The 20,293-nt window shown below is 48.4% G+C and carries 20 protein-coding genes; 7 read left to right on the forward strand and 13 right to left on the reverse strand.

What is annotated here, in order from left to right:
• The first annotated feature begins 67 nt into the window (after positions 1–67).
• The 3 genes from Q7J08_RS05460 to Q7J08_RS05470 all read left to right on the forward strand — a co-directional run bounded on the left by Q7J08_RS05460 (position 68) and on the right by Q7J08_RS05470 (position 3,026).
• The gene (locus Q7J08_RS05460; RefSeq protein ID WP_304910685.1) at positions 68–1,597 is read left to right on the forward strand and encodes a molybdopterin molybdotransferase MoeA; all 1,530 of its coding nucleotides are present in this window, start codon (positions 68–70) and stop codon (positions 1,595–1,597) included.
• Complete coding sequence (locus Q7J08_RS05465) at positions 1,587–2,423, forward strand: bifunctional 2-polyprenyl-6-hydroxyphenol methylase/3-demethylubiquinol 3-O-methyltransferase UbiG (RefSeq protein ID WP_304910686.1); 837 nt, start codon at positions 1,587–1,589, stop codon at positions 2,421–2,423. Before Q7J08_RS05460 ends, Q7J08_RS05465 begins: the two co-directional genes overlap by 11 nt.
• A 69-nt stretch (positions 2,424–2,492) precedes the next feature.
• Positions 2,493–3,026 (forward strand): tetratricopeptide repeat protein, encoded by a 534-nt coding sequence (locus Q7J08_RS05470; protein ID WP_304910687.1) that lies wholly within the window; start codon positions 2,493–2,495, stop codon positions 3,024–3,026.
• Between the two features lie 14 nt (positions 3,027–3,040).
• Here Q7J08_RS05470 and Q7J08_RS05475 read toward each other — a convergent pair whose 3' ends face one another.
• From Q7J08_RS05475 to Q7J08_RS05500, 6 genes are all read right to left on the reverse strand, one after another.
• The gene (locus Q7J08_RS05475; protein WP_304910688.1) at positions 3,041–3,958 is read right to left on the reverse strand and encodes a hypothetical protein; all 918 of its coding nucleotides are present in this window, start codon (positions 3,956–3,958) and stop codon (positions 3,041–3,043) included.
• A 103-nt stretch (positions 3,959–4,061) separates the two neighbouring features.
• Positions 4,062–4,535 carry a 6,7-dimethyl-8-ribityllumazine synthase gene (gene ribE / locus Q7J08_RS05480; RefSeq protein ID WP_370651238.1) on the reverse strand — a complete coding sequence of 158 codons (474 nt, stop codon included), beginning with the start codon at positions 4,533–4,535 and terminating at the stop codon, positions 4,062–4,064.
• A gap of 4 nt (positions 4,536–4,539) precedes the next feature.
• Positions 4,540–5,199, reverse strand: a complete 660-nt coding sequence (ribB, locus tag Q7J08_RS05485; protein WP_304910690.1) for a 3,4-dihydroxy-2-butanone-4-phosphate synthase — start codon at positions 5,197–5,199, stop codon at positions 4,540–4,542.
• A gap of 2 nt (positions 5,200–5,201) precedes the next feature.
• Positions 5,202–5,852: a riboflavin synthase gene (locus tag Q7J08_RS05490; protein ID WP_304910691.1), complete on the reverse strand. Its 651-nt coding sequence runs from the start codon at positions 5,850–5,852 to the stop codon at positions 5,202–5,204.
• Between the two features lie 218 nt (positions 5,853–6,070).
• Positions 6,071–7,714 carry a dihydroxy-acid dehydratase gene (ilvD, locus tag Q7J08_RS05495; protein ID WP_304910692.1) on the reverse strand — a complete coding sequence of 548 codons (1,644 nt, stop codon included), beginning with the start codon at positions 7,712–7,714 and terminating at the stop codon, positions 6,071–6,073.
• Between the two features lie 101 nt (positions 7,715–7,815).
• Complete coding sequence (locus Q7J08_RS05500) at positions 7,816–8,361, reverse strand: GNAT family N-acetyltransferase (RefSeq protein WP_304910693.1); 546 nt, start codon at positions 8,359–8,361, stop codon at positions 7,816–7,818.
• Positions 8,362–8,620: 259 nt separating this feature from the next.
• On the opposite strand from Q7J08_RS05500, the gene Q7J08_RS05505 reads away from it, so the two are divergent.
• Entirely contained in the window at positions 8,621–9,472 is an 852-nt protein-coding gene (locus tag Q7J08_RS05505) for a malate dehydrogenase (protein WP_304910694.1), read from the forward strand.
• Positions 9,473–11,863 (forward strand): DNA-directed DNA polymerase, encoded by a 2,391-nt coding sequence (locus Q7J08_RS05510; RefSeq protein ID WP_304910695.1) that lies wholly within the window; start codon positions 9,473–9,475, stop codon positions 11,861–11,863. It abuts the gene before it with no gap.
• A gap of 145 nt (positions 11,864–12,008) precedes the next feature.
• Here the strand turns inward: Q7J08_RS05510 and Q7J08_RS05515 are convergent, their stop codons facing one another.
• The 4 genes from Q7J08_RS05515 to Q7J08_RS05530 all read right to left on the reverse strand — a co-directional run bounded on the left by Q7J08_RS05515 (position 12,009) and on the right by Q7J08_RS05530 (position 15,464).
• Positions 12,009–12,509: a 50S ribosomal protein L16 gene (locus Q7J08_RS05515; RefSeq protein WP_304910696.1), complete on the reverse strand. Its 501-nt coding sequence runs from the start codon at positions 12,507–12,509 to the stop codon at positions 12,009–12,011.
• A 55-nt stretch (positions 12,510–12,564) separates the two neighbouring features.
• Positions 12,565–13,347, reverse strand: a complete 783-nt coding sequence (locus Q7J08_RS05520) for an ABC transporter ATP-binding protein (protein WP_304910697.1) — start codon at positions 13,345–13,347, stop codon at positions 12,565–12,567.
• Complete coding sequence (locus tag Q7J08_RS05525) at positions 13,344–14,105, reverse strand: ABC transporter permease (protein WP_304910698.1); 762 nt, start codon at positions 14,103–14,105, stop codon at positions 13,344–13,346. Before Q7J08_RS05525 ends, Q7J08_RS05520 begins: the two co-directional genes overlap by 4 nt.
• A gap of 144 nt (positions 14,106–14,249) precedes the next feature.
• Positions 14,250–15,464, reverse strand: a complete 1,215-nt coding sequence (locus Q7J08_RS05530) for an ABC transporter substrate-binding protein (RefSeq protein WP_304910699.1) — start codon at positions 15,462–15,464, stop codon at positions 14,250–14,252.
• Positions 15,465–15,672: 208 nt separating this feature from the next.
• Between Q7J08_RS05530 and Q7J08_RS05535 the strand changes: the two genes are divergently transcribed.
• On the forward strand, positions 15,673–16,587 hold the full coding sequence (locus tag Q7J08_RS05535; RefSeq protein WP_304910700.1) for a ketopantoate reductase family protein: 915 nt from the start codon (positions 15,673–15,675) through the stop codon (positions 16,585–16,587).
• Positions 16,578–17,207: a molybdenum cofactor guanylyltransferase gene (locus Q7J08_RS05540; protein ID WP_304910701.1), complete on the forward strand. Its 630-nt coding sequence runs from the start codon at positions 16,578–16,580 to the stop codon at positions 17,205–17,207. The genes Q7J08_RS05535 and Q7J08_RS05540 overlap by 10 nt, the downstream gene beginning before the upstream one ends.
• A gap of 62 nt (positions 17,208–17,269) precedes the next feature.
• On the opposite strand, the gene Q7J08_RS05545 is transcribed toward Q7J08_RS05540, so the two are convergent.
• From Q7J08_RS05545 to Q7J08_RS05555, 3 genes are all read right to left on the reverse strand, one after another.
• Positions 17,270–17,743, reverse strand: a complete 474-nt coding sequence (locus Q7J08_RS05545; RefSeq protein ID WP_304910702.1) for a NusA-like transcription termination signal-binding factor — start codon at positions 17,741–17,743, stop codon at positions 17,270–17,272.
• A gap of 2 nt (positions 17,744–17,745) precedes the next feature.
• Positions 17,746–18,036: a 50S ribosomal protein L30e gene (locus Q7J08_RS05550; protein ID WP_304910703.1), complete on the reverse strand. Its 291-nt coding sequence runs from the start codon at positions 18,034–18,036 to the stop codon at positions 17,746–17,748.
• Positions 18,037–18,278: 242 nt separating this feature from the next.
• Positions 18,279–20,282, reverse strand: a complete 2,004-nt coding sequence (locus Q7J08_RS05555; RefSeq protein WP_370651236.1) for a DEAD/DEAH box helicase — start codon at positions 20,280–20,282, stop codon at positions 18,279–18,281.
• Between the last annotated feature and the right edge of the window lie 11 nt (positions 20,283–20,293).

The following is a 20,293-nucleotide window of genomic DNA, read 5'->3' on the forward strand; positions in this document are numbered from 1 at the left end:
AATTTATTTAATTGATTTGGTTAACAAACGATGTTAAGTATCTGTCAACATAATATGTAAGGCAGATATGTCCAAAAAATCACATGCATTGACCTCGTATCCGGAGGCAATGGAGGCAATTTTTCACGCCAAAGATCCAAGGAGGTCAGTAACTATACCCTTGACTGAGGCTGCTGGAAAAATACTTGCAGAACCGGTATATGCCCGTTTTTCTGTACCTGAAATTGCTCTTGGAGCAGTTGACGGTTTTGCAGTTCAGAGTTGTCAAACTGCTGACGCATCGCAAAACAATCCCATATATCTGACCGAATGGAAACGATGCAACACAGGAAACCCGGTTCCAGGGGAATTTGATGCGGTGATCCGGGTTGAGTCTTCGGTCATTGACCCGTCAGACAGGCTTGTTGTTACTGCTCCAATCGCTCAAAATAAAAATATCAGGCTTCCTGGAGAGGATGCAGTTTCCGGAGAACTGATTCTTCCTGCCGGAGCAGGTATCCGACCAATGGACATAGCAGCGCTTGGAACCTACGGTATACGTGAAGTCACCGTCAAATCAGTGAAAATATGTATCATCCCTTCCGGCTCGGAACTCATCCCTCTTGGATCGGACCCGCTCGGCGGAGAAATCATCGATAGCAATACACCGATGGCGGAAGCTTATCTGAAATACTTGGGAGCTGAAGCTTCCAGAACGCACATCGTTCCTGATGATTATCAGGAGATCGAAAAAGCAGTAAAAGCAGCAGTCAAAGATGCTGATATAGTTATCATCTCTGCCGGGACCTCGGCGGGTACTGAAGATTACACGGAAAAAGTCATCAAAGATCTTGGAACGCTCGTATTCCATGGAATCGCCCTCAATCCCGGAAGACCAGCACTGTTTGGTCTGATTGACGAAAAACCGGTCTTTGGGATGCCGGGATATCCGGCAGCAGCTCAGACATTTCTCCGGGCGATAATTGCCCCACTTCTGATAAAATGGGGTATCAAACCTTTAGCTTCTGAAGAGACACTCCCCGTTAGACTCGGCAACTCATTTGAGTCCACTGCATCAATGGAAAACTACAGTCGATTTTCCGTTGGAAAAATCGGTGATGAATATGTCGCAATTTCACAGCCGTCTTGGTCCAGTGTACAGAAAACGACGGTCCAGTCCAATGCGTTGATCGTAAATCCCTTTGGGGCAGGTACATTCCATGCTGGTGATGTGGTCCCGGCAATCATTCGATGCAGCAGAGAAGAACTCAACTCCACCATCCTGATTGCCGGAGCATATGAGCGGATTTTTGAACATCTGAGTAATTTAGCGAAGAAACAGGGAATTACACTCAGGTATGGAGATCGTGACCCGAATTCTGCTCTTTTCCATCTGAAAAATGCCAGCACCCATCTCAGCTGTTTTGTCGGGACAGATACCTTACCGCTAGGAGATTTTATCTCTGTACCGCTTGCGGTATCTCCAAAGGGTGAAACAATTTACCTTGTACATAGAACCGATGTTCCCGAAAACGATCTGATAAATACGCTTTTTACTCTTACTGCGCATGATGAATTTGTAAAAGGAGCTACTGCTCTGGGGTATCATGTCATATAATATACCTGATTATGTCAAGCTCTGGGATGACATGATCGAACGTTCCTCTGCACAAAAACGAACGACCCGTGATGATTCCCTGAGTTTTTGGGATGATCCCGTAAACGTAGACAACTTTGTGCACCGACTTCAGTATAATGACCGGACCAGGATCGAGCATCAGTTATCTTCGATGCAGATTCCCCAAGGTTCGTCAGTATTGGATATTGGATCGGGACCCGGCACCCTTGCGGTACCTCTTGCTCAGTCCGGTTGCTCGGTAACGGTTGTAGAACCCTCTCTTCTTATGGTGAATGCTATGGAGAAATACCGGACTCTGGTAGGCTCACGGCCAATCCGCGTGATCCAAAAAGAATGGGAATCCGCACAACCTGATGAGATTGGAACGCATGACTATGTGATCGCTTCTCTCTCCCTCATGATGGGAAATATTCGGGAATCGTTGCTGAAAATGAATACTGCAGCGACCCATGCAGTACATCTCTTCTGGTTTCTGGTTCCTCCTTCGTTTTCACGTGGGAACTGCGACCTCTGGCCGCTCCTGCACGGTGAACCTTATTGCTATGAACCAACAGCTGACATGCTCTGGAATGTATTGTTCCAGCTTGGCATTCATGCAAATCTCATCGTCGAAACAAAGAAGAGCGGATCGAATTACCACGGTATCGATGAACTCAGACTGGACTATTATACCCGGCTTCTCGCGAAAACAGATGAACAGAAGGAGATCGTGAACAAATATCTGGAGGAACGGATGATAAAAACGGAACAGGGATGTGCCATGCCTGGAAACGCCAAGACTGCACATATCTGGTGGGAAAAATAACCATCCCACCTGTTTTTCCACTTTTTTCGAACAGCTTAATACCTTAAAGACCTATGTTGAATATACGCTATGACTGATTCAACACACACGGATGATCCAGACTACTGGTTTTCCTCAGGCGAACGCGAACGTGATGCAGGGAACCTTCGTCAGGCACAGTTGTGTTTCGAGCGGGCAACGGTACTTGATCCGTACAATGCCGTGTACTGGTCTGAGTTAGGGCTCGTGATGAATGAGAATGATAAATCCGGATATGATGCTCTTCGCTGTATCCGCCATGCTCTTGAACTTGATTCGAGGTGTGCTGCGATCTGGTGTGCAAAAGGAGTTGTCCTCTTTCGTCAGGGGGATCCCGAAGCTGCGGTTGTGGCATTTCAGCGGGCAACGAATCTAAATCCTCACGAGGCCGATTACTGGATGAATCTCGGACTTGCCTATGCAGCTCTCGAAGAGTACAAACATGCCCTTCTGGCATTTGAGATCGGTATCGAAATTGTGCCGACCGATTCCAGCTTCTGGGAAAGGAAAGGAACGGTTCTTCTTGCACTTGGTGAGAAGGAGCGGGCAGAACACTGTTTAGCGAATGCCCGACGCTTTTGCTAAAGCTGCTGCCCTTCTTATTCCGCCTGAATCACACCGGCAGTTTCGAGTTTATGGTAAAGGTATCCATCCCGTACCCCTGATTTGCTGACAACTATTTTTTTGCTGGCATAATACTCGGCGATCGTCTGAAGAATGATCATTCCCGGAAGAAGTGTATGGATCCTTTCCGGGGCGACTTTGAGGATCAGTGAGATGGCAGCTTTTCTGTCGGTTTCTGCCAGGTCTATCATCTTTTTCAGATCCTGGGTATTGTACTCAGTCGCTGCAGGCCCCTTTTCTTTGAGTGCATTATACAGTCCGCGGCTTGCCCGCACCGTGCCGCCAACACCACAAATCATATCAGTTGGAATATTTTTGCATGAGACGATAATTTTATCGAGCTCACTGATCACTGCCTTGCCGATATTTTTCCGCTCGTCCGGAGTCGGCAGCAGATCAGCAACATTTTCAGAGTATGTATTTAAGGACCCAAGCGGTATGGACTCAGTGAACACGATCTCAGAGTTTTGGTAAAAAACGAGTTCGGTGCTGCCGCCGCCGATGTCAACCAGCAACCCGTCACGCATATCAACGGTCTGCATCGCCCCGTAATAATCAAAGACGGCCTCCTCGTTACCACTCAAAACATCGATATCGAAGCCGGTATTTTTCTTAATCTCTGCAGTAACTTCCAGAGTATTTTCTATGTTTCGAAGCGATGCCGTTGCAAAAACATAAAGACGTTCAACCCGGACATTTTCCAGAATCATCCTGAAATCGTTCAGGACGTCCACGGCTTTTCTGATGCCTTCCGGGGTGAGACGCCGTTTTTTTACGTAGCCGACAAGACCTGCCGTATGCTTTTTACTGAGCTTCAGCTGGAGAGTGTTGTCGGTTACTTTGTAAAGTGCTAAACGTATGGTGTTGGACCCGAGATCGATAACTCCATACATATATTATATTGCCTCCATTTGGACTCTCATACTCTGTGCATATCTTACACGCAGATGATTATAATAATGTCCTATAGAGAAAAAGAGGATTATATATTTGGTATCAGCAGCCGATTTCTCTGATAACGTTCACCATCTCGATTGCACCGACCGCCGCATCATAACCTTTGTTTCCGACTTTTGATCCGGCTCGTTCTATTGCCTGCTCAAGATTGTCTGTCGTTAAAACACCAAACATGACCGGGATTCCGGACTTCAGAGACACCGTAGCTATACCTTTGGTGACCTCGTTACAGACATAATCATAGTGACTGGTTGAACCGCGAATCACGGCACCCAGACAAATGACTGCATCATACTTCTTTGACTCTGCCATCTTTGCCGCGATCAGCGGGATCTCGAAGGCTCCCGGGACCCAGGCGATCTCAATGTCATTTTCCAGAACATCATGTCTCTTGAGACCGTCAAGAGCCCCTCCAACTAACTTCGATACGATGAACTCATTGAATCTTGCTGCAACGATGCCTACTTTGATATTTTTTGAAACCAGATTTCCTTCGTAAACTTTCATACTAATCACCTTAACAATCCATGGGACTCATCTTTTTTTGTTCAACTGCGAGAGCGGATTCTTCCAGTCTTTTCCGGTAGGCCTGAAGATCCTGAATCGTGACAAACGTCATGCCGTACTGTTGTGCCATCCGGATAAGATCAGGAGTCCGCATCATCTCACCATTATCCGCCATAATCTCACAGCAGAGTCCTGCCTCTTTGAGACCAGCAAGTTTCATGAGATCAACAGTCGCTTCGGTATGCCCTTCGCGTTCGAAAACACCGTTGTCTTTTGCCTGGAGCGGGAACATGTGTCCTGGTCTTCGGAAGTCTTCGGGTTTTGCATCAATCTCAACACACTTTCGTGCGGTGATACCCCGTTCGACCGCTGAAATGCCGGTACTGGTATCGACATGATCGATAGAGACCGTAAATGCCGTTTCATGATTGTCGGTGTTCTTCGTCACCATTGGCGGGAGACAGAGTTTTTCGACAAGTTTTCTGCTCATCGGCATGCAGATCAGTCCTCTGCCGTATTTTGCCATGAAGTTGACATTCTTCGTTGTGGCGTGTTCAGCGGCACAAATCAGATCCCCTTCATTCTCTCGGTTTTCATCATCAGTGACGATGATCATCTCTCCATTCCTGAGCGAGTCCAGGGCTTCTTCGATCGAGTTAAAGGCAAACATAGCTAAAATCCTGCTTTGGTGAGGTATTCCTCGGTTATCACACATTTCTGCGGTTCTTTATTCTTCATCCGGGTGATGAACCGTTCAACATATTTTCCAATCATATCACATTCCAGATTTACTGATTCCCCTTGTGTTTTCGAGAGAAGGGTCGTGGATTTCTCGGTATGGGGAATGATCGCGACGCTGAACGAGTCCGAATTCACCGAAGCTACGGTCAGACTGATGCCGTCTACCGCGATGGATCCTTTTTCGATGATATATTTCATGATCTCCGGACCTGCTGAAAACGTCACCCAGATAGTTCGATCATCACGGCGGATCCCGGATATTGTTCCGGTACCGTCAACATGACCGGTGACGATGTGTCCTCCAAAGCGGCCGTTCGACGACATCGCACGCTCAAGATTCACATTACTGCCTGGTTTCAACGTTCCAAGAGATGTCCTGGCAAGTGTCTCGCTTGTCGTGTCCGCGTCAAAACTTTGTGTGTCGAGTCTGCTTACTGTAAGACAGACACCGTTTACTGCAACACTGTCTCCCATATTCAGGTCTTCAAAGATCCTGCTTCCCTGGATGGAAAGGACTGAAGAGTTCTGACCTTTTTTGATTCGGGTCACAGTGCCGATCTCTTCTACGATTCCGGTAAACATGATTATTGACTCCTGTGCAGGTTGAACCAGCTTGATTATCTATTCTACCCGTAGCTATATAATTATTATCATATTTGAGTTTCAAATCAAAAATGAGTTAACTGGTGCTCTTCAGATACTAAGTAAAAACTGACATTCACCAGAAATAATTTGATAAAAAAAGGCCATTGATGGATGAAAATTAAGTTGAAAATCCATCAACACAATAAAAAATAATATTATTCCGGCACTGCGCCCTTATCGGCCTGACCGGCGTAGCGTGCATAGCGTGCAAGAACACCCTTCAATTCTCGCTCTTTGGGGACCCATGTCTTTCTTCTTTCATCAAGTTCCATTTCATCAACGAGAAGATCCAGTCTTCGCTCATACAGATCAATGGAGATGATGTCACCCTCACGGACCAGTCCGATCGGTCCACCAACCTTTGCCTCAGGAGCAACGTGACCGATACACGGACCGCGTGTTCCGCCGGAAAAACGTCCGTCAGTCACCAGAGCAACATGGGTATAGCCAAGACCCATCAAAGCCGAGGTCGGGGAAAGCATTTCCGGCATTCCGGGTCCCCCTTTTGGTCCCTCATACCGGATAACGATCACATCACCCTCGACGATTTTTCCGGTGAGGATCGCATCCATCGCCTCATTCTCTCCGTCAAAAACCCGTGCCGGCCCCTGATGTTTCCACATCGCATCGATCACTGCTGCCGATTTGATCACCGACCCATTAGGTGCAAGGGAACCTTTCAGGATCTTCAGCCCTCCAGCCTTGTGCACAGAATTTTCCATACGGTGGATCACGTTCTCATCCACATATTTCACACCATCCGCGATCACATACACGGATTTTCCCGAGACCGTCATACAGTCGTCAAGATGGGACCTTATCTGTTTGAACACCGCAGGGATCCCACCCGAGTGATATAACGTCTGCATCGAGTGCGGCCCTCCCGGCTGCATCGAACAGATATGCGGGACGATCTCACCCATCTGGGTAAAATCGTCAAGTGTCAGCGGAACACCTGCTTCCTGGGCGATCGCCATCAGATGAAGGACAGTGTTCGTTGAACCGCCAAGCGCCATATCTACGGCGATGGCGTTTTTCAGCGAATTCTTCGTGATGATATCGCAGGGTTTGATATCCTCTCTGATCATCTCAACAACTCTGACACCGCTTTCATAGGCGAGCCGAAGTTTGGCTGAATCCACTGCGGGTATCGCGGCACAACCCGGAAGGGACATCCCCATCGCTTCCGTCATGCATGCCATAGTATTTGCTGTATATAGTCCCTGGCAGCTTCCACATCCAGGCATTGCTGCGGCTTCCAGCTCATGAAGTTCCTCTTCCGTCATCTTATGTGCGGCGACCTTTCCTACACCCTCGAAAATATCAGTAAGGGAAAGCTCACAACCTTTGTGATGTCCGGGAAGCATATTCCCTCCGGTGATAACGATCGCCGGAATATTGCATCGTGCCGCTGCCATAAGCATACCGGGCACGATCTTGTCACACGTACAAATACACACAAGGGCATCGAACCGGTGTGCCTGGATCATGAGTTCAACGGAATCCGCAATGTTTTCCCGAGAGGCAAGCGAGTACCGCATGCCTTCATGTCCCATCGCTATTCCATCACAGATCCCTATCGTGTTAAACTCGAAAGCGACACCTCCGCCTGCCGCAACTCCCTCTCTCACGCGTTCGGCAACCATTCTGAGATGCGTATGTCCCGGAACGATCGTGTTCCAGGAGTTTGCAATCCCGACAAAGGGTTTTTCCATCTCTTTATCTGATATCCCAAGTGAGCGTATAAGTGCCCTGTTGGGCGCTCTGGTGTATCCTGATTTCACATCATCGCTGCGCATCTGAATCACATAGATAAAGGTAATTGGCAATAATAAAACAAGCGGCCGAAAATCCCTGATTACTTAAAGGAGATATAGTGCACAAAAAGGGAGGAGGATGCTTATCTGTGATGCAGCTCCTCTTCTACCAAATTGTCCCATAAGATCTTCCCCATGATCTTCAGATCGGTATATTTTCCATCAAGATAAAACGCCATTTTTTTGGTTCCTTCCAGTTCAAATCCCAGTCGTTCGTACAGGCAGACTGCACGAGGATTAGTGTCGGCGACCTGACACTCCATCCGGATAAAACCGCGTTTACTGACTTCATCCTCAAGAAATTTTACTGCTTTTGTGCCGATGCTCATACCCCAGTACGCCGGTTCTATATAGAGGAAAAAGGTCGCACTGTGTGAAAGTCGGGTCCCGGGAGGCTGGGAATAAAATCCTGCGCCGCCGATTATCCGGTTTTTGTAATGCATGCACCAGAGAGAGACGACCCCGGACTGGATGTAAGACCATAACGCCAAGGTTGCCTCCATGGAAACCGGAGGAATGGATTCGAAATGCTCTGCTATCTCGGGGATATTGCATAACTCATTGATACGTCCAAGTTCCGACTCCTGGACAGAGCAAAACCGAACCTGTGCGGAGATACTATCAGCCATGAGCTAGTGTGGGAAGGCGGATACAATAAATATATCGTGCGTGGCATGGACGGATAAAGGGATGACAGGAATCGCTGTGAAAAAAAGCATTACAGCAATTTTGCGGTCAAAAACATATTGAAAGGGCGACATAATGGTGTTTCTGATCAGGATATCTCGGGAAATCCCATCAGGCGAAGTAAGGTATTTTCATCTAATAGAAATATTTGCTGTGCATGGTCGCCATCATTAAAGCCAACCAAAACCAATACAATACCAGATGACTATAGTTGCATGCCTAGGAGTGGGCAGAATAGGCGGAGAAGTTGCATACGTTTCTGCCCTCAGAAAATTTGCCGACGAACTCGTCCTGTTTGATATCAGCGAACCCCTGCAGCATGCACAAAAACTCGATATAATTCACGGGATGGATATTCCCGTATCCACAAATACCGCCGACCTCAAAGATGCCGACTACTGTATCTTTTCGGCCGGCTACTCGCGTTCTCCCGGAATAAAAACACGTGCCGATCTTTTTGATAAAAATCTCCCGATCGCAAAGGAATCCGCAGAACTCCTGAAAGGATTCACCGGCAAACTCATCGTCGTTACCAATCCAATGGACGTCTTTACCTGGTATTTTGCGAAGCAGAGCGGTCTTGAAGAGAGTCAGGTCGTCGGGTTCGGCGGTCTTCTCGACAGCAGACGGTTCACCGTAGCACTCCAATCTATGGGTATCGAAGCAGAGGGTCAGGTCCTCGGCGAGCATGGCGAACATCAGGTCCCGCTTTTCTCCAGTCTGGACATCGACACCCCTATCCCAGTAAGGGAAGAGATCCTGACTGGTCTTCGCGGCTCTTCGATGCCGGTGATCAAAGGAAAAGCCGGCACGGTTTTTGGTCCGGCTTATCACATCGTATCTATGATGGAGCGAATCGAGAAAGGAAAAAAGATCATCTGTTCCCTTCCGGCAAACGGTGCTTACGGGATAGAAGATTGTTCAATTGGACTTCCGGCAGTAGTAACACGTTCCGGTGCAAAAATCGATGAAAGCCTGAAGCTTGATCCCTGGGAACAGGAAAAACTCCTTGATGCCGCGGATTTCTTACAGGGACTTTGCAGGAGAGTATAAATGGAAATTGCCATCAATCAGGCAGAATACTCAAATGCGCCTGGAGGTCCGGTCGTTCACATATTCGGACGCGAAGCGGACGGGACCCCTCATCAGCTGAAAGTCACCGGATTTCGTCCTTACTTCTGGGTCCGTGAAAGCGAAGCCGATAAACCTCACACGGAAAAGATCGACGTCACCCAGGATAGGGGGATCTCCATCAAAGGTGAACCTCTTCGACGGATATACACCGAGAAACCCGGAGACGTCAGAAATATCAGGGAAAACTATCACCATTTCGAAGCCGACATTCCGTTTGCCACCCGGTTTCTGATCGACACCGGTCTTACCGGGGGGGTCCGTGCTCCATCAGATGAGTGTTCTTTCGCCGAACTTTCACCGGCAACGGTGATCTCCAGACCTCGGGTCTGCATGTGTGATATCGAGTGTGATGACAGGAACGGATTTCCCGAACCTGAACGTGATCCGCTCACCTGCATAACCTGCCACGACTCATTTGATGACCAGTATACGACCTTTGTTCTGAACGGAAAAACCAAAGGGGTGTATGATAAAGCTGCACCTCTCCCGAGCGGATGTTTTTCTGACAGTCATATCATCCTATCCTATGACACCGAACGCGATCTCTTCACCGGATTCATAGACTACATCCGGGAGAAGGATCCTGACATCCTCTCCGGCTGGAACTTCATCGACTTCGACGCCGAGTATATCCTCAAGCGTGCCGAAACCCTTGGATTCCGGACCGAAGTCTTTGCCCGTATGCCGGGGATGACCGAGAGAAATGCGATGAGAGGCCGGGTCATCTTCGATCTTCTTGCTGCATACAAGAAAATGCAGGGAAGTCAGAAGGAGTCGTATCGTCTGGATGCCGTCGCCGAAGATGAACTCGGCGAGACAAAAGTGCGGTACACCGGAACCCTCGGAGATCTCTGGGACAATGACCCTCTGAAAATGGTGGAGTACAACTTCAAGGATGTCGAGCTCTGTGTTGGAATCAACAAAAAGAACAACATCATCGAGTTCTATCAGGAAGTAGCCCGGTATGTGGGCTGTCCTCTCGACAAAACACTGAACTCGTCGAATGTGATCGACATCTATATCCTCAGAAAAGCGTTCGGCAAATTTATCCTTCCGTCCAAAGGAAACGCTTCGGGCGAGGAGTTTGAGGGAGCAACAGTCTTTGCTCCGAGCAAAGGCGTCAGAGAGAATGTCATCGTTCTGGATCTGAAATCACTCTATCCGATGGCGATGATGACCCTCAACGCCTCTCCGGAAACGAAGTCTCCCGACGGTGAGATCCATGCACCAAACGGGATAAGATTCAAAAAATCCCCGGACGGTCTGACCCGGTCGATCATCAGCGAGCTGATGGCCGAACGTGACGACCGGAAAAAACTCAGAAATAGTTTTCCGTTCGGATCGGATGAGTATACTCTGTATGATATGCAGCAGAATGTGCTGAAGGTGATCATGAACACGTATTACGGCGTCTCGGGCTTCTCCAGATTCCGGCTGTATGATCGGGACATCGGAGCTGCCGTCACCTCGGTTGGTCGTGCGATCATCCAGCACACGAAAGCAGTTATCACCAAACGCGGGTATGAGGTGATCTACGGGGATACTGATTCATGTTTTGTCCAGATCCCCCCCATGTCTCTCGAAGAAACAATGAAGGTTGCCCGTGAGATCGAAGAAGAACTTAATGCCAGCTATCAGGCATTCTCAAAGGAGACTCTTGGCGCAGATATGAACTTCTTCTCGATCAAGTTCGAGAAAATCTACCGGAGATTTTTCCAGGGAGGAGCAAAGAAGCGGTATGCGGGTCATCTCATCTGGAAAGAGGGACAGGATATTGATAAGATCGACATAACCGGCTTTGAGATGAAGAGATCGGATTCCGCGCAGATCACCCGCGAGAGCCAGGAGCGGGTTCTGGAGATGATCCTGAAAGGAGACGGAAAGGAAGATGTCAAAATGTATCTTCCGGAGGTGTTGAACTTTTACCGTGAAGGAAGATGCCCCCTCGAAAAGGCAGGCATTCCGAGCGGTATAAACAAGTCTCTTGCCGATTATGCTCATCTGGATTCACACGGAAGGGGAGCCATCTACTCAAATAAATATCTGGGGACAGACTTCAAACGCGGCAGTAAGCCCAAGCGGCTTTACATCAAGCGGACAAATATACCCGAAAAATATCCGGAGACAGATGTGCTCTGCTTTGAGTATCCAGATCAGATCCCGACGGGGGCGTTTGAGATCGACTGGGAAACGATGCTCGAAAAAACGATTCAGGCACCTCTTAACCGGATCTTCGATGCACTCGACTGGGACTGGGACGAATTTGATCCGACCAAGTCCAAAAAGACAACGCTGGATATGTTCTTCTAAGGAAAGGATACGGCATGTAGGAAAATGTGCTGTCATAACACCCGATACGCGCCGCGCCGCTACCAAATATTTCCGAAAACACTAATTCCTGACTAAGGGACTTTTTTCAAAAAAGTATGATAAATTGAGAGCTTTGGCAAAAACCTTAGTTCCCAACAATTATCCGGACCGGAGTCGGGAGTTTGTATCCACTGTGAAGAAGTGCATCCTTTGCCTGATCGATATACTGCTCGGTTGTCCAGACGGTGAAAATACGCTGTCTTTCTTCAACACGGGCTGCAGTTCCGACTGGTTTGCCGAATGCAAGTCTCATACCTTCAGAAATACGGTCCGCACCAGCACCAGTTGCCTGCTTATGTTCACGGAGAACGTGGTGAGGATATGGTCTGATCTTTAAGTGGAAATTGTTTCTTCCGACGTCTTTCATCAGACGTCTGTTCATATTGATACGTGCAGCTTCCATTGCCGTGTGACGGATCTGGCATGCTTCAAGTGCTTCAAGATGAATTGCGACCGGGAACTCTTCTGAAAGATTTCCCATATCAAACGTTACAACTTTTACGCCCGGTACACCACCCATATATTCACGGCGGCAATATGCCTTCTTGGCGAGCTTATTATACATTCGTGCTGGCTTTCTTACCATTTTTAGTTACTCCTAGCTCTCTTAAATGTGCAAACTACGTTAGTTGGAAACCATATTAAATGTTCTTATTCCCCGCCTCTAATTTCTCGATTTCGGCGAGAACATCTTTCCTGAGTTTGGCAAACTCTACACTAGTCCTATCACGGGGTCTTGGTAGAGGATTTGGATATATTTCATAAATTCTTCCCGGACGAGGAGTGAGAATGACGATTTTATCAGAAAGATAAACTGCTTCATCAACACTGTGCGTAACGAAAATTACCGTCTTTTTCGTTTCCTCCCAAATCTGGAGAAGCTCACGCTGCATTTTATTCCGGGTCTGCGCATCGAGCGCGCCAAACGGTTCGTCCATCAGCATGACGGCCGGATCTGTTGCAAGAGCCCGGGCAACTGCCGCCCGCTGACGCATGCCCCCGGATAATTCGTATGGGTAGCTGTCGCCAAATCCGGCGAGACCTACCAGCGCAAGACGCTTGTTGACTTCGGCGATCCTCTCTTCATTTGGAACGCCGGTCATCTCTAAGCCGAACCCTACATTCTCCGCGACGGTACGCCACGGATAAAGAGAGTATTCCTGAAAGACCATCGTCATCTTCGGGGAGGGACCGTCAACGATCTTTCCATCGATCGAAACGGTTCCACTGGTCGGAACATCAAGCCCCCCTATCATTCGAAGAAGGGTGGTTTTTCCACAACCGGAAGGTCCGAGCAGGCAGACGAATTGACCGTCATGGACCTCGAGATTGACATGCTCCAGAGCAGTGACGTCACCTTTCCGTGAGGAGAACGTCTTTGTGGCGTCCTCCACTTTCACCCATACCTTATCCCAGTCAGTCATTTGTCAAGCACCTCCCAGGCGAACTTTTTCCGCAGAACATACTGGAAGAACTGATCCATAAAGATGCCGATGATGCCGATGGCGATCATGCCGGCGATGACCATCTGGATCTGACCCCAGTTATATGTGTACATGATAAGATATCCAAGACCCGACACGGTTCCCGGCATCATTTCCGCAGCGACAACACTCATCCAGGCAATACCGAAGCCGACGCGAAGCCCATTCCATATGGCAGGACCCGCGGCCGGAACGATGACCTTGGTGATGATCTGGCGCTCATTTGCCTGATAGATCCGGGCTGTTTCGATCCAGCTTTTCCTCACCCTTTTCACACCATCTATAGTATTGACAAGGATCGGAAAGATACAACCGATCACGATGATAAACAGGATCGGAGTAAGACCCAACCCGAACCAGGCAAGGGATAAAGGCACCCAAGCCATGGGCGGGATGGGGCGAAGGATCTGGATCAGACTATCGGAAAACTGTTCAAGAACAGAATACCTGCCGAGAATGATTCCCAGAGGGACTGCGACCAGGCAGGCGATGATAAATCCAAGCGTTACCCGGTAAATACTGACCCAGCTGTTTTCCAGGAGACTTCCGCAGCCGTAAAGATCGGCAAACGGCGTCATAAAGACGGCGAGAACATTTTCCACCCGGGGAAGGATGTATGCATTGTTCATCAGAATCGCTGCAACTTCCCACAAAATGAGAACGAGTGCCGGAAGTATCAGCTTAATGTACCATTTCATGATCTGTGGTGTTCACCATCCTCTTTAATGTATGACATTTTACAGGATATCAAATGTGTTACTTGTTTTACGCCGGAACATATTATATATCTCACTAGAGAGACATCCTGGAAATATAAAAATACGCAAAAAATGTGAGTGGGTTTACGCGGATTTGACCACGTAGGCGATGCCGGCATAATCAAGAGCCGACTTCAGCATGACATCCTGGATAGAGCCGAGCTGGGGATCACCGAGAACAACATTTTTGCCTTCGGCGCTGCGTGACTTCACCCAGGCAACAAACCCATCCCAATCGTTGGCCGGGGAGGAGAGATAAGCTACAAGTCCGGATCCTTCAAGCATGATCGGTGAGAGGATCTTGAGACTCATGTCACCGGTACTCTTATCAACTGCGCTGATAAAAGGCGGAGTGCCGGCAAGTGCATACTGAATGGCATTCTGCTGGAGAAGGGTCATCAGCTGGGATCCGCCGGTTCCTTCGACAAGTTTGACATCGGCGACCTTCTGACCGTTGATGTAGAGTTCGGCATCAGTGATCTTACCGGTCTTTTCCGTGACAGGTTTCAGGTAACAGTTATAGGTATTCTTGAAGTATTCCCAGTCCTTCAGGAGAACGAACAGGGGTGCGTGATGATCACTGGGTAGGTATCCGATCGAGATGGTCGATGTAGGAGCAGGCGTGATGAATATTCCGCTTTCTACCTGTGCAACTGCCGAATCATACGGACCAAAGTCGTAAAGGATTGCTGCAGACTCATCCTTAGATGTCGATGCGAGTTTTGCAGTAACAAGACCAAGTTCACGCTGGGACTGGATAAACGCCTCATTGCTGTCCATCCAAGACTCGGTAACTTCGCTGGAGAACTTGATCGTCGGAATCGAGGTCTTCATCACATCAATCGAACTGACGGTCACATTTCCATAGGTCAGATTCTGACTCGAGAAGAGCCAGTCGGCGGTCAGGACTGCTGCTTTATCCGGATAATCGTTGATATATTTGTTTCCAAGGATCATCAGAGCCGTAAGGCTTGATGCGACATCAGGATTCTCCAGAGCTTTGGAGTTGGCACCGAACACACAGCAGGTATGATTTTTCCAGGTTCCTTCAGGTGGAAGATCCTGACTATATGAAATCACTTTTCCGATGTTACCTTCTAAGGCAACGGCAACAAAAGGCTGCCAGTTGATGTAACCGTCGATCTGGCCGGTTGCAAGAAGTCCGGGCATTGTTCCGGCTCCGGTATAGAGAATCTCCACGGTAGCATTGTCACTTCCGGGGTCGGTACATCCTGCGGTAAAAACCACCATGACACACATAACGAATGCCATAAAAATCAGAATCAGCTTTTTCTGCATATATCTATGTTGGCTTATCGAGGGTATCAATTAATCGCAATGCAATGTATAAAGTTATGTCTAAAATTTTCGATTTTAATATACATTAACACAACACAGTATAATTCACCCTCATTTTCAAGAATTTTGTATCCTTAAAGAGATTCACCACGGCGCCACTGAAAAACCTTTCTTTTAATGTGGTTTAGAAACAACATAGTAAGAACAAATGAGAATATTACTACTTGGTGCCGGAGCTGTAGGACTCTCAATCGCGGCAAAATTATCGAAATATGCAGAAGTCTTTGCTGTATGCCGGGAAAGATGCAGTACATCTATAGAAAAAGACGGGTTTTACCTGACAGGCATCTGGGGGACGGAGACTTTCCGGTTTCCCTGCGGTACAGTCCCTCCCAAAGGATCATGGGATTATATCATTATCTCCACCAAAGCAGCCGCCACACGGGAGATCTGCGAGCAGTATAATCATCTATTCGGTGAGGCAGAGGTAGTAAGTCTTCAAAACGGAATCGGCAATGAAGAGATCATTGCCGAGTACACAGACCATGTGCTTGGGGCAATGATCATTACCGGATTTGAGTGGAAAGCCGACAATGCGGTTTTTGTATCCGTCGACGGCGGTGAGACGGCCTTTGGCAGATTCCCAAGTGGGAAAGATGCAAAAGCAGACTGCCTAGCGGAGTTGTTCAACAAAGCAGGAATGCGGGCGACCTCCTCTGAAAACATCAGAGGTACAGTCTGGTCAAAGGCATTGTACAGCTGTTCTCTGAATCCGCTCGGCGCAATCATGGAATGTCCCTACGGAGAACTGCTCAGAGAACCTGCCTGGACCATCATCACCAGTATCGTTCACGAAGCATTCGAGGTTGCACGCGCAGAAATGGTCATACTAACCCAGAAGACCGCGGACGAGTATCTTGAGTTCCTGAAGACGAAAAAAATACCCCCGACAGCCGCGCATTTCTCCTCAATGTATCAGGATATTGCTGCGGGCCGCAAAACCGAGGTGGATTACATCAATGGGGCGATCGTAGCACTCGGAAAAAGACACAATATCCCCACACAGGTGAATGAAACGATCGTCAATCTCACGCATTTCAAAGAGGAGCTGTCATGCCGATAAAACGATCTGCGATGATTCTTGCAGGCGGCGAAGCAAGGCGGGTAAATGGACGCGAGAAATATCTGTTTTCCTATCGGGGATGTTCCTTCATCTCCCGACTTGTGATGACTTTCGAAGGGCTCGTTGATGAGATTGTCATCGTTGCAAAAAATGAGAGGCAAACCGAGCATTTTGCAGGACTACCCGCAATCGTCAGATGTACCTGGGATAAAAAATCCGGACTCGGGCCAATCGGGGGAATCTCAGCAGGTCTCGACGAGATACAGGGAGATATGGTGTTTATCTCGGCATGTGATATGCCCACCGTCCATAAACCGATCGTACAATATCTGTTTGAAAACATCGGAGAATATGATGCAATCATCCCTGAATGGGAAAACACCGACCTTGAACCGCTCCATGCAGTCTACAGAGTATCAGCACTCAGAGAGTATATCGCAAAACATGAGTCACTTTCGCTCCGCGACATGATCAATACGCTGAACACAAAACGAATCCCTCCCGAGATGTTTCGAACGATCGATCCACAACTTGAAAGTTTCAGAAATGTGAATACGCTGGAAGAGCTTCTTGCCATGGGTCCCGAAGCCGCATATCAGGAAAAACATCCTGAGAAGTAACACATCTACGATTTCGTGCGAATCAAGCCGTTGGATAAAACAGCAATAAAAAAAAGACGAAGTTATGACTCGTCTTCGTCTGACTCTTCTTCCTCTTCCTGTTTGAGCTCGACATTGGCGATATCAAACTGGCGGAAAGCGAGTTTCTTTGCTTTGATAATATTTCTGCCTTCTTTACCGATGGCAAGACCGCGGTCGGCATCTGCAACCTCGATATAGGCAACTTCAGTATTTTCCTCTTCATCCTCTTCGAAGATGACAGTCTGTACCTGGACAGGGAGGAAACAATTTCTGATAAACTGAACTTTATCTGGATTGTATTCAACGACCTCGACCTTCTTACCGAAAGCGTCAGATGCCTTCTTGATGCTGGCACCCTTCTTTCCGATTGCAAGTCCCATCTCTCCGGGGTTGATAACAAAGAGGATGCGGCCGAATTTATCATCGACAACACAGTCTCTTGCACCTGCACCGGTGAGATTCTCAAACTGGGCAATCATACGCATGGCGTCTTCGGAAATAGTAATCTCACTCATATTTATTCACTCTTAAGGGAGAGGATATCGGATTCGCCCGCATTAACGATCGCAAGGACACTGATCATGTGGTCACGACCACATTCTTTACCGAGCTGACGGGAGCTTCCTTTGAATTCATAAAGGGGGATGCTTTCGTTTGCTGCAAGAAATGCTCGGACTTTAATCGGGGCATTCTTTGCGATGATGACGAGTTCTGCTTTGTTTTCAGCAACGATTTTCTCAACAGAGTTCTGGCCGAGGGTGACCTCGCCGGTTTTCATTGCTCTTCTTAAAGATAAGTTGAAATCCATTTTTTTTTCACCTTTTTGAGGTTCACTGCACTCTGGACAAGACTCAGGGGAGGTGAGTCCCAAACAGTATTCTTGTCCTTCCCGCAGGCCGCCGGCTTCATACATGAGACCGGGAAGTTTCTTCAGGAGTTTCTTCAGGAGTTTCCTTCAAAACTCTGTATATATTAACACCCAGAAATAATGAAGGTATCCTCACACGAACGAAAATGATACAAATACTGGAACGAAAAAAAAGGAGAAGATTAATCTCTTCCGTAGAAGCCGTGACCGGAGTCCCTTCTGGGGGCTGCCGGTCCGCTGCTTCCGCGGCTGAAACTTCTTCTGTCACCGCTGCCGGAACTCCGGTCCCCGCTACGGTAGTTACTTCCGCCACTACTTCCGCCACGATTTCCGTAGGAGGAGCCGCCACTACTTCCACCGCGGTTTCCATAGGAGGAGCCGCCGCTTCTGTATCCACCAGAGGAACCTCCGCGCCGGTCTCCGCCTGAGCTGGATGATCCGCCGCTTCTGTATCCGCCAGAGGAACTTCCACGCCGGTCTCCGCCTTTGTCCCGGTCACGCTCATGTTCCTCTTCTTCAGCAGTACGTGGTGCTGCGATGGAGATCTCAAGTTCCTGACCACGGATGGTCTTGGAACCCATGACCTCGGCAACAAGATTTGCATGCTCTAAGGGAACATCGACATAGGAGTAGTTGTTGTACAGATCGATCCTGCCAATTGAGGAGCCCGGGATGTCGCACTCGCCTGCAAAGGCTCCGACGATATCCTTCGGGCGGATCTGTTGGTTCTTACCAAGGGAGATCCTGAATCTGACCATACCCGCCTCAGCACCGCTGCTTTCAACGGTCCCGGGCGTAAACGTCTCAGAGATTGAGGCAGAGGGTTGAAGAGGCTTAATGTCCTCACTTTGACTGACATTCTTACCGGAATCAAGGTGCATCTTCAGAAGAGCTGCCGCGACCTGAATACTGGTCACTTCTGCTGTGGATTCAGAGTCTGTCTCGGTTTCCGTCTCAAGAAGCTGCTCAACGAGGGGAAGATACATCTCAAGATTTCCTGAAGCCATGATATCCCGGACTTTGTCCAGGAAGATCTGCTGTTTCATCTCAGCTACATCATCCAAAGTCGGCAGAGGGGTCTTGGCGATCTGGATCTTTGCATACCGCTGGATATCCCTGAGTTTGTAGATCTCACGTGGAGCAACAAACGTCACGGATTTTCCGGCCCTGCCTGCACGGGCAGTTCTGCCAATACGGTGTACATAATACTCGACATCCTGCGGAACATCATAATTGAATACAATATCCACATCATCAACATCGATACCGCGTGCTGCAACATCCGTTGCAATCAGGACATCGATGGTACCGGCCCGGAAGCGTGCCATGACACGATCCCGCTGCTGCTGCTTCATATCTCCGTGGAGAGCTTCCACAAAGTATCCGCGCGCCTGCATCCGGCTCATTAAATCATCCACCGTTCTCTTCGTGTTACAGAACACGAGTGCGAGTTCGGGGTTGTTCATATCAAGAGTGCGGCAAAGTGCTTCGAGTTTGTCGCGTTCTCTGACCTCGATATAGGTCTGCTCGATCTGAGGGACCGTAAGTTCCTTACGGGTGATCTTCAGGAACTGAGGGTCATGCTGGAACCTTCTGGTGATGTCCAGGATCGGCTGCGGCATTGTGGCCGAGAACAGGATAGTCTGCCGGTCCTTTGGTGTATCTCGGAAAATATCCTCGATATCATCACGGAATCCCATATCAAGCATCTGATCAGCTTCATCAAGGATGAACATCTTGATCGAGTCGAGATGCAGGGTCCCACGTTTGATGTGATCAATTACACGACCCGGGGTTCCGATGACGACCTGCACATTGCCTTTGAGGGCACGGAGCTGGCGGTCGATCGGCTGTCCACCGTAAATCGGGACTACATTCAGCCCTTTTTTATATTTCATCAGCCGAGAGAATTCCTCGGCGGTCTGTATTGCAAGTTCCCTTGTTGGTGACAGGACAAGTGCCTGTACATTTTTGTTATCTGGATCAAGCCTTTCAATAATTGGAATCCCAAACGCTGCCGTTTTTCCCGTTCCCGTCTGAGCCTGCCCCGTTACATCTTTCCCATCAAGGATCTGTGGTATTGCCATTACCTGAATTGGTGTTGGCTCCTCAAATCCCATGTCGCCTATCGCCTGAAGTATTTCTTCAGAGATCGCGAAATCCGCGAATGTTTTTGTTTCCTCCATTCTTCTTACAT

The organism is Methanocorpusculum sp., assembly GCF_030655665.1.
GTDB lineage: Archaea > Halobacteriota > Methanomicrobia > Methanomicrobiales > Methanocorpusculaceae > Methanocorpusculum.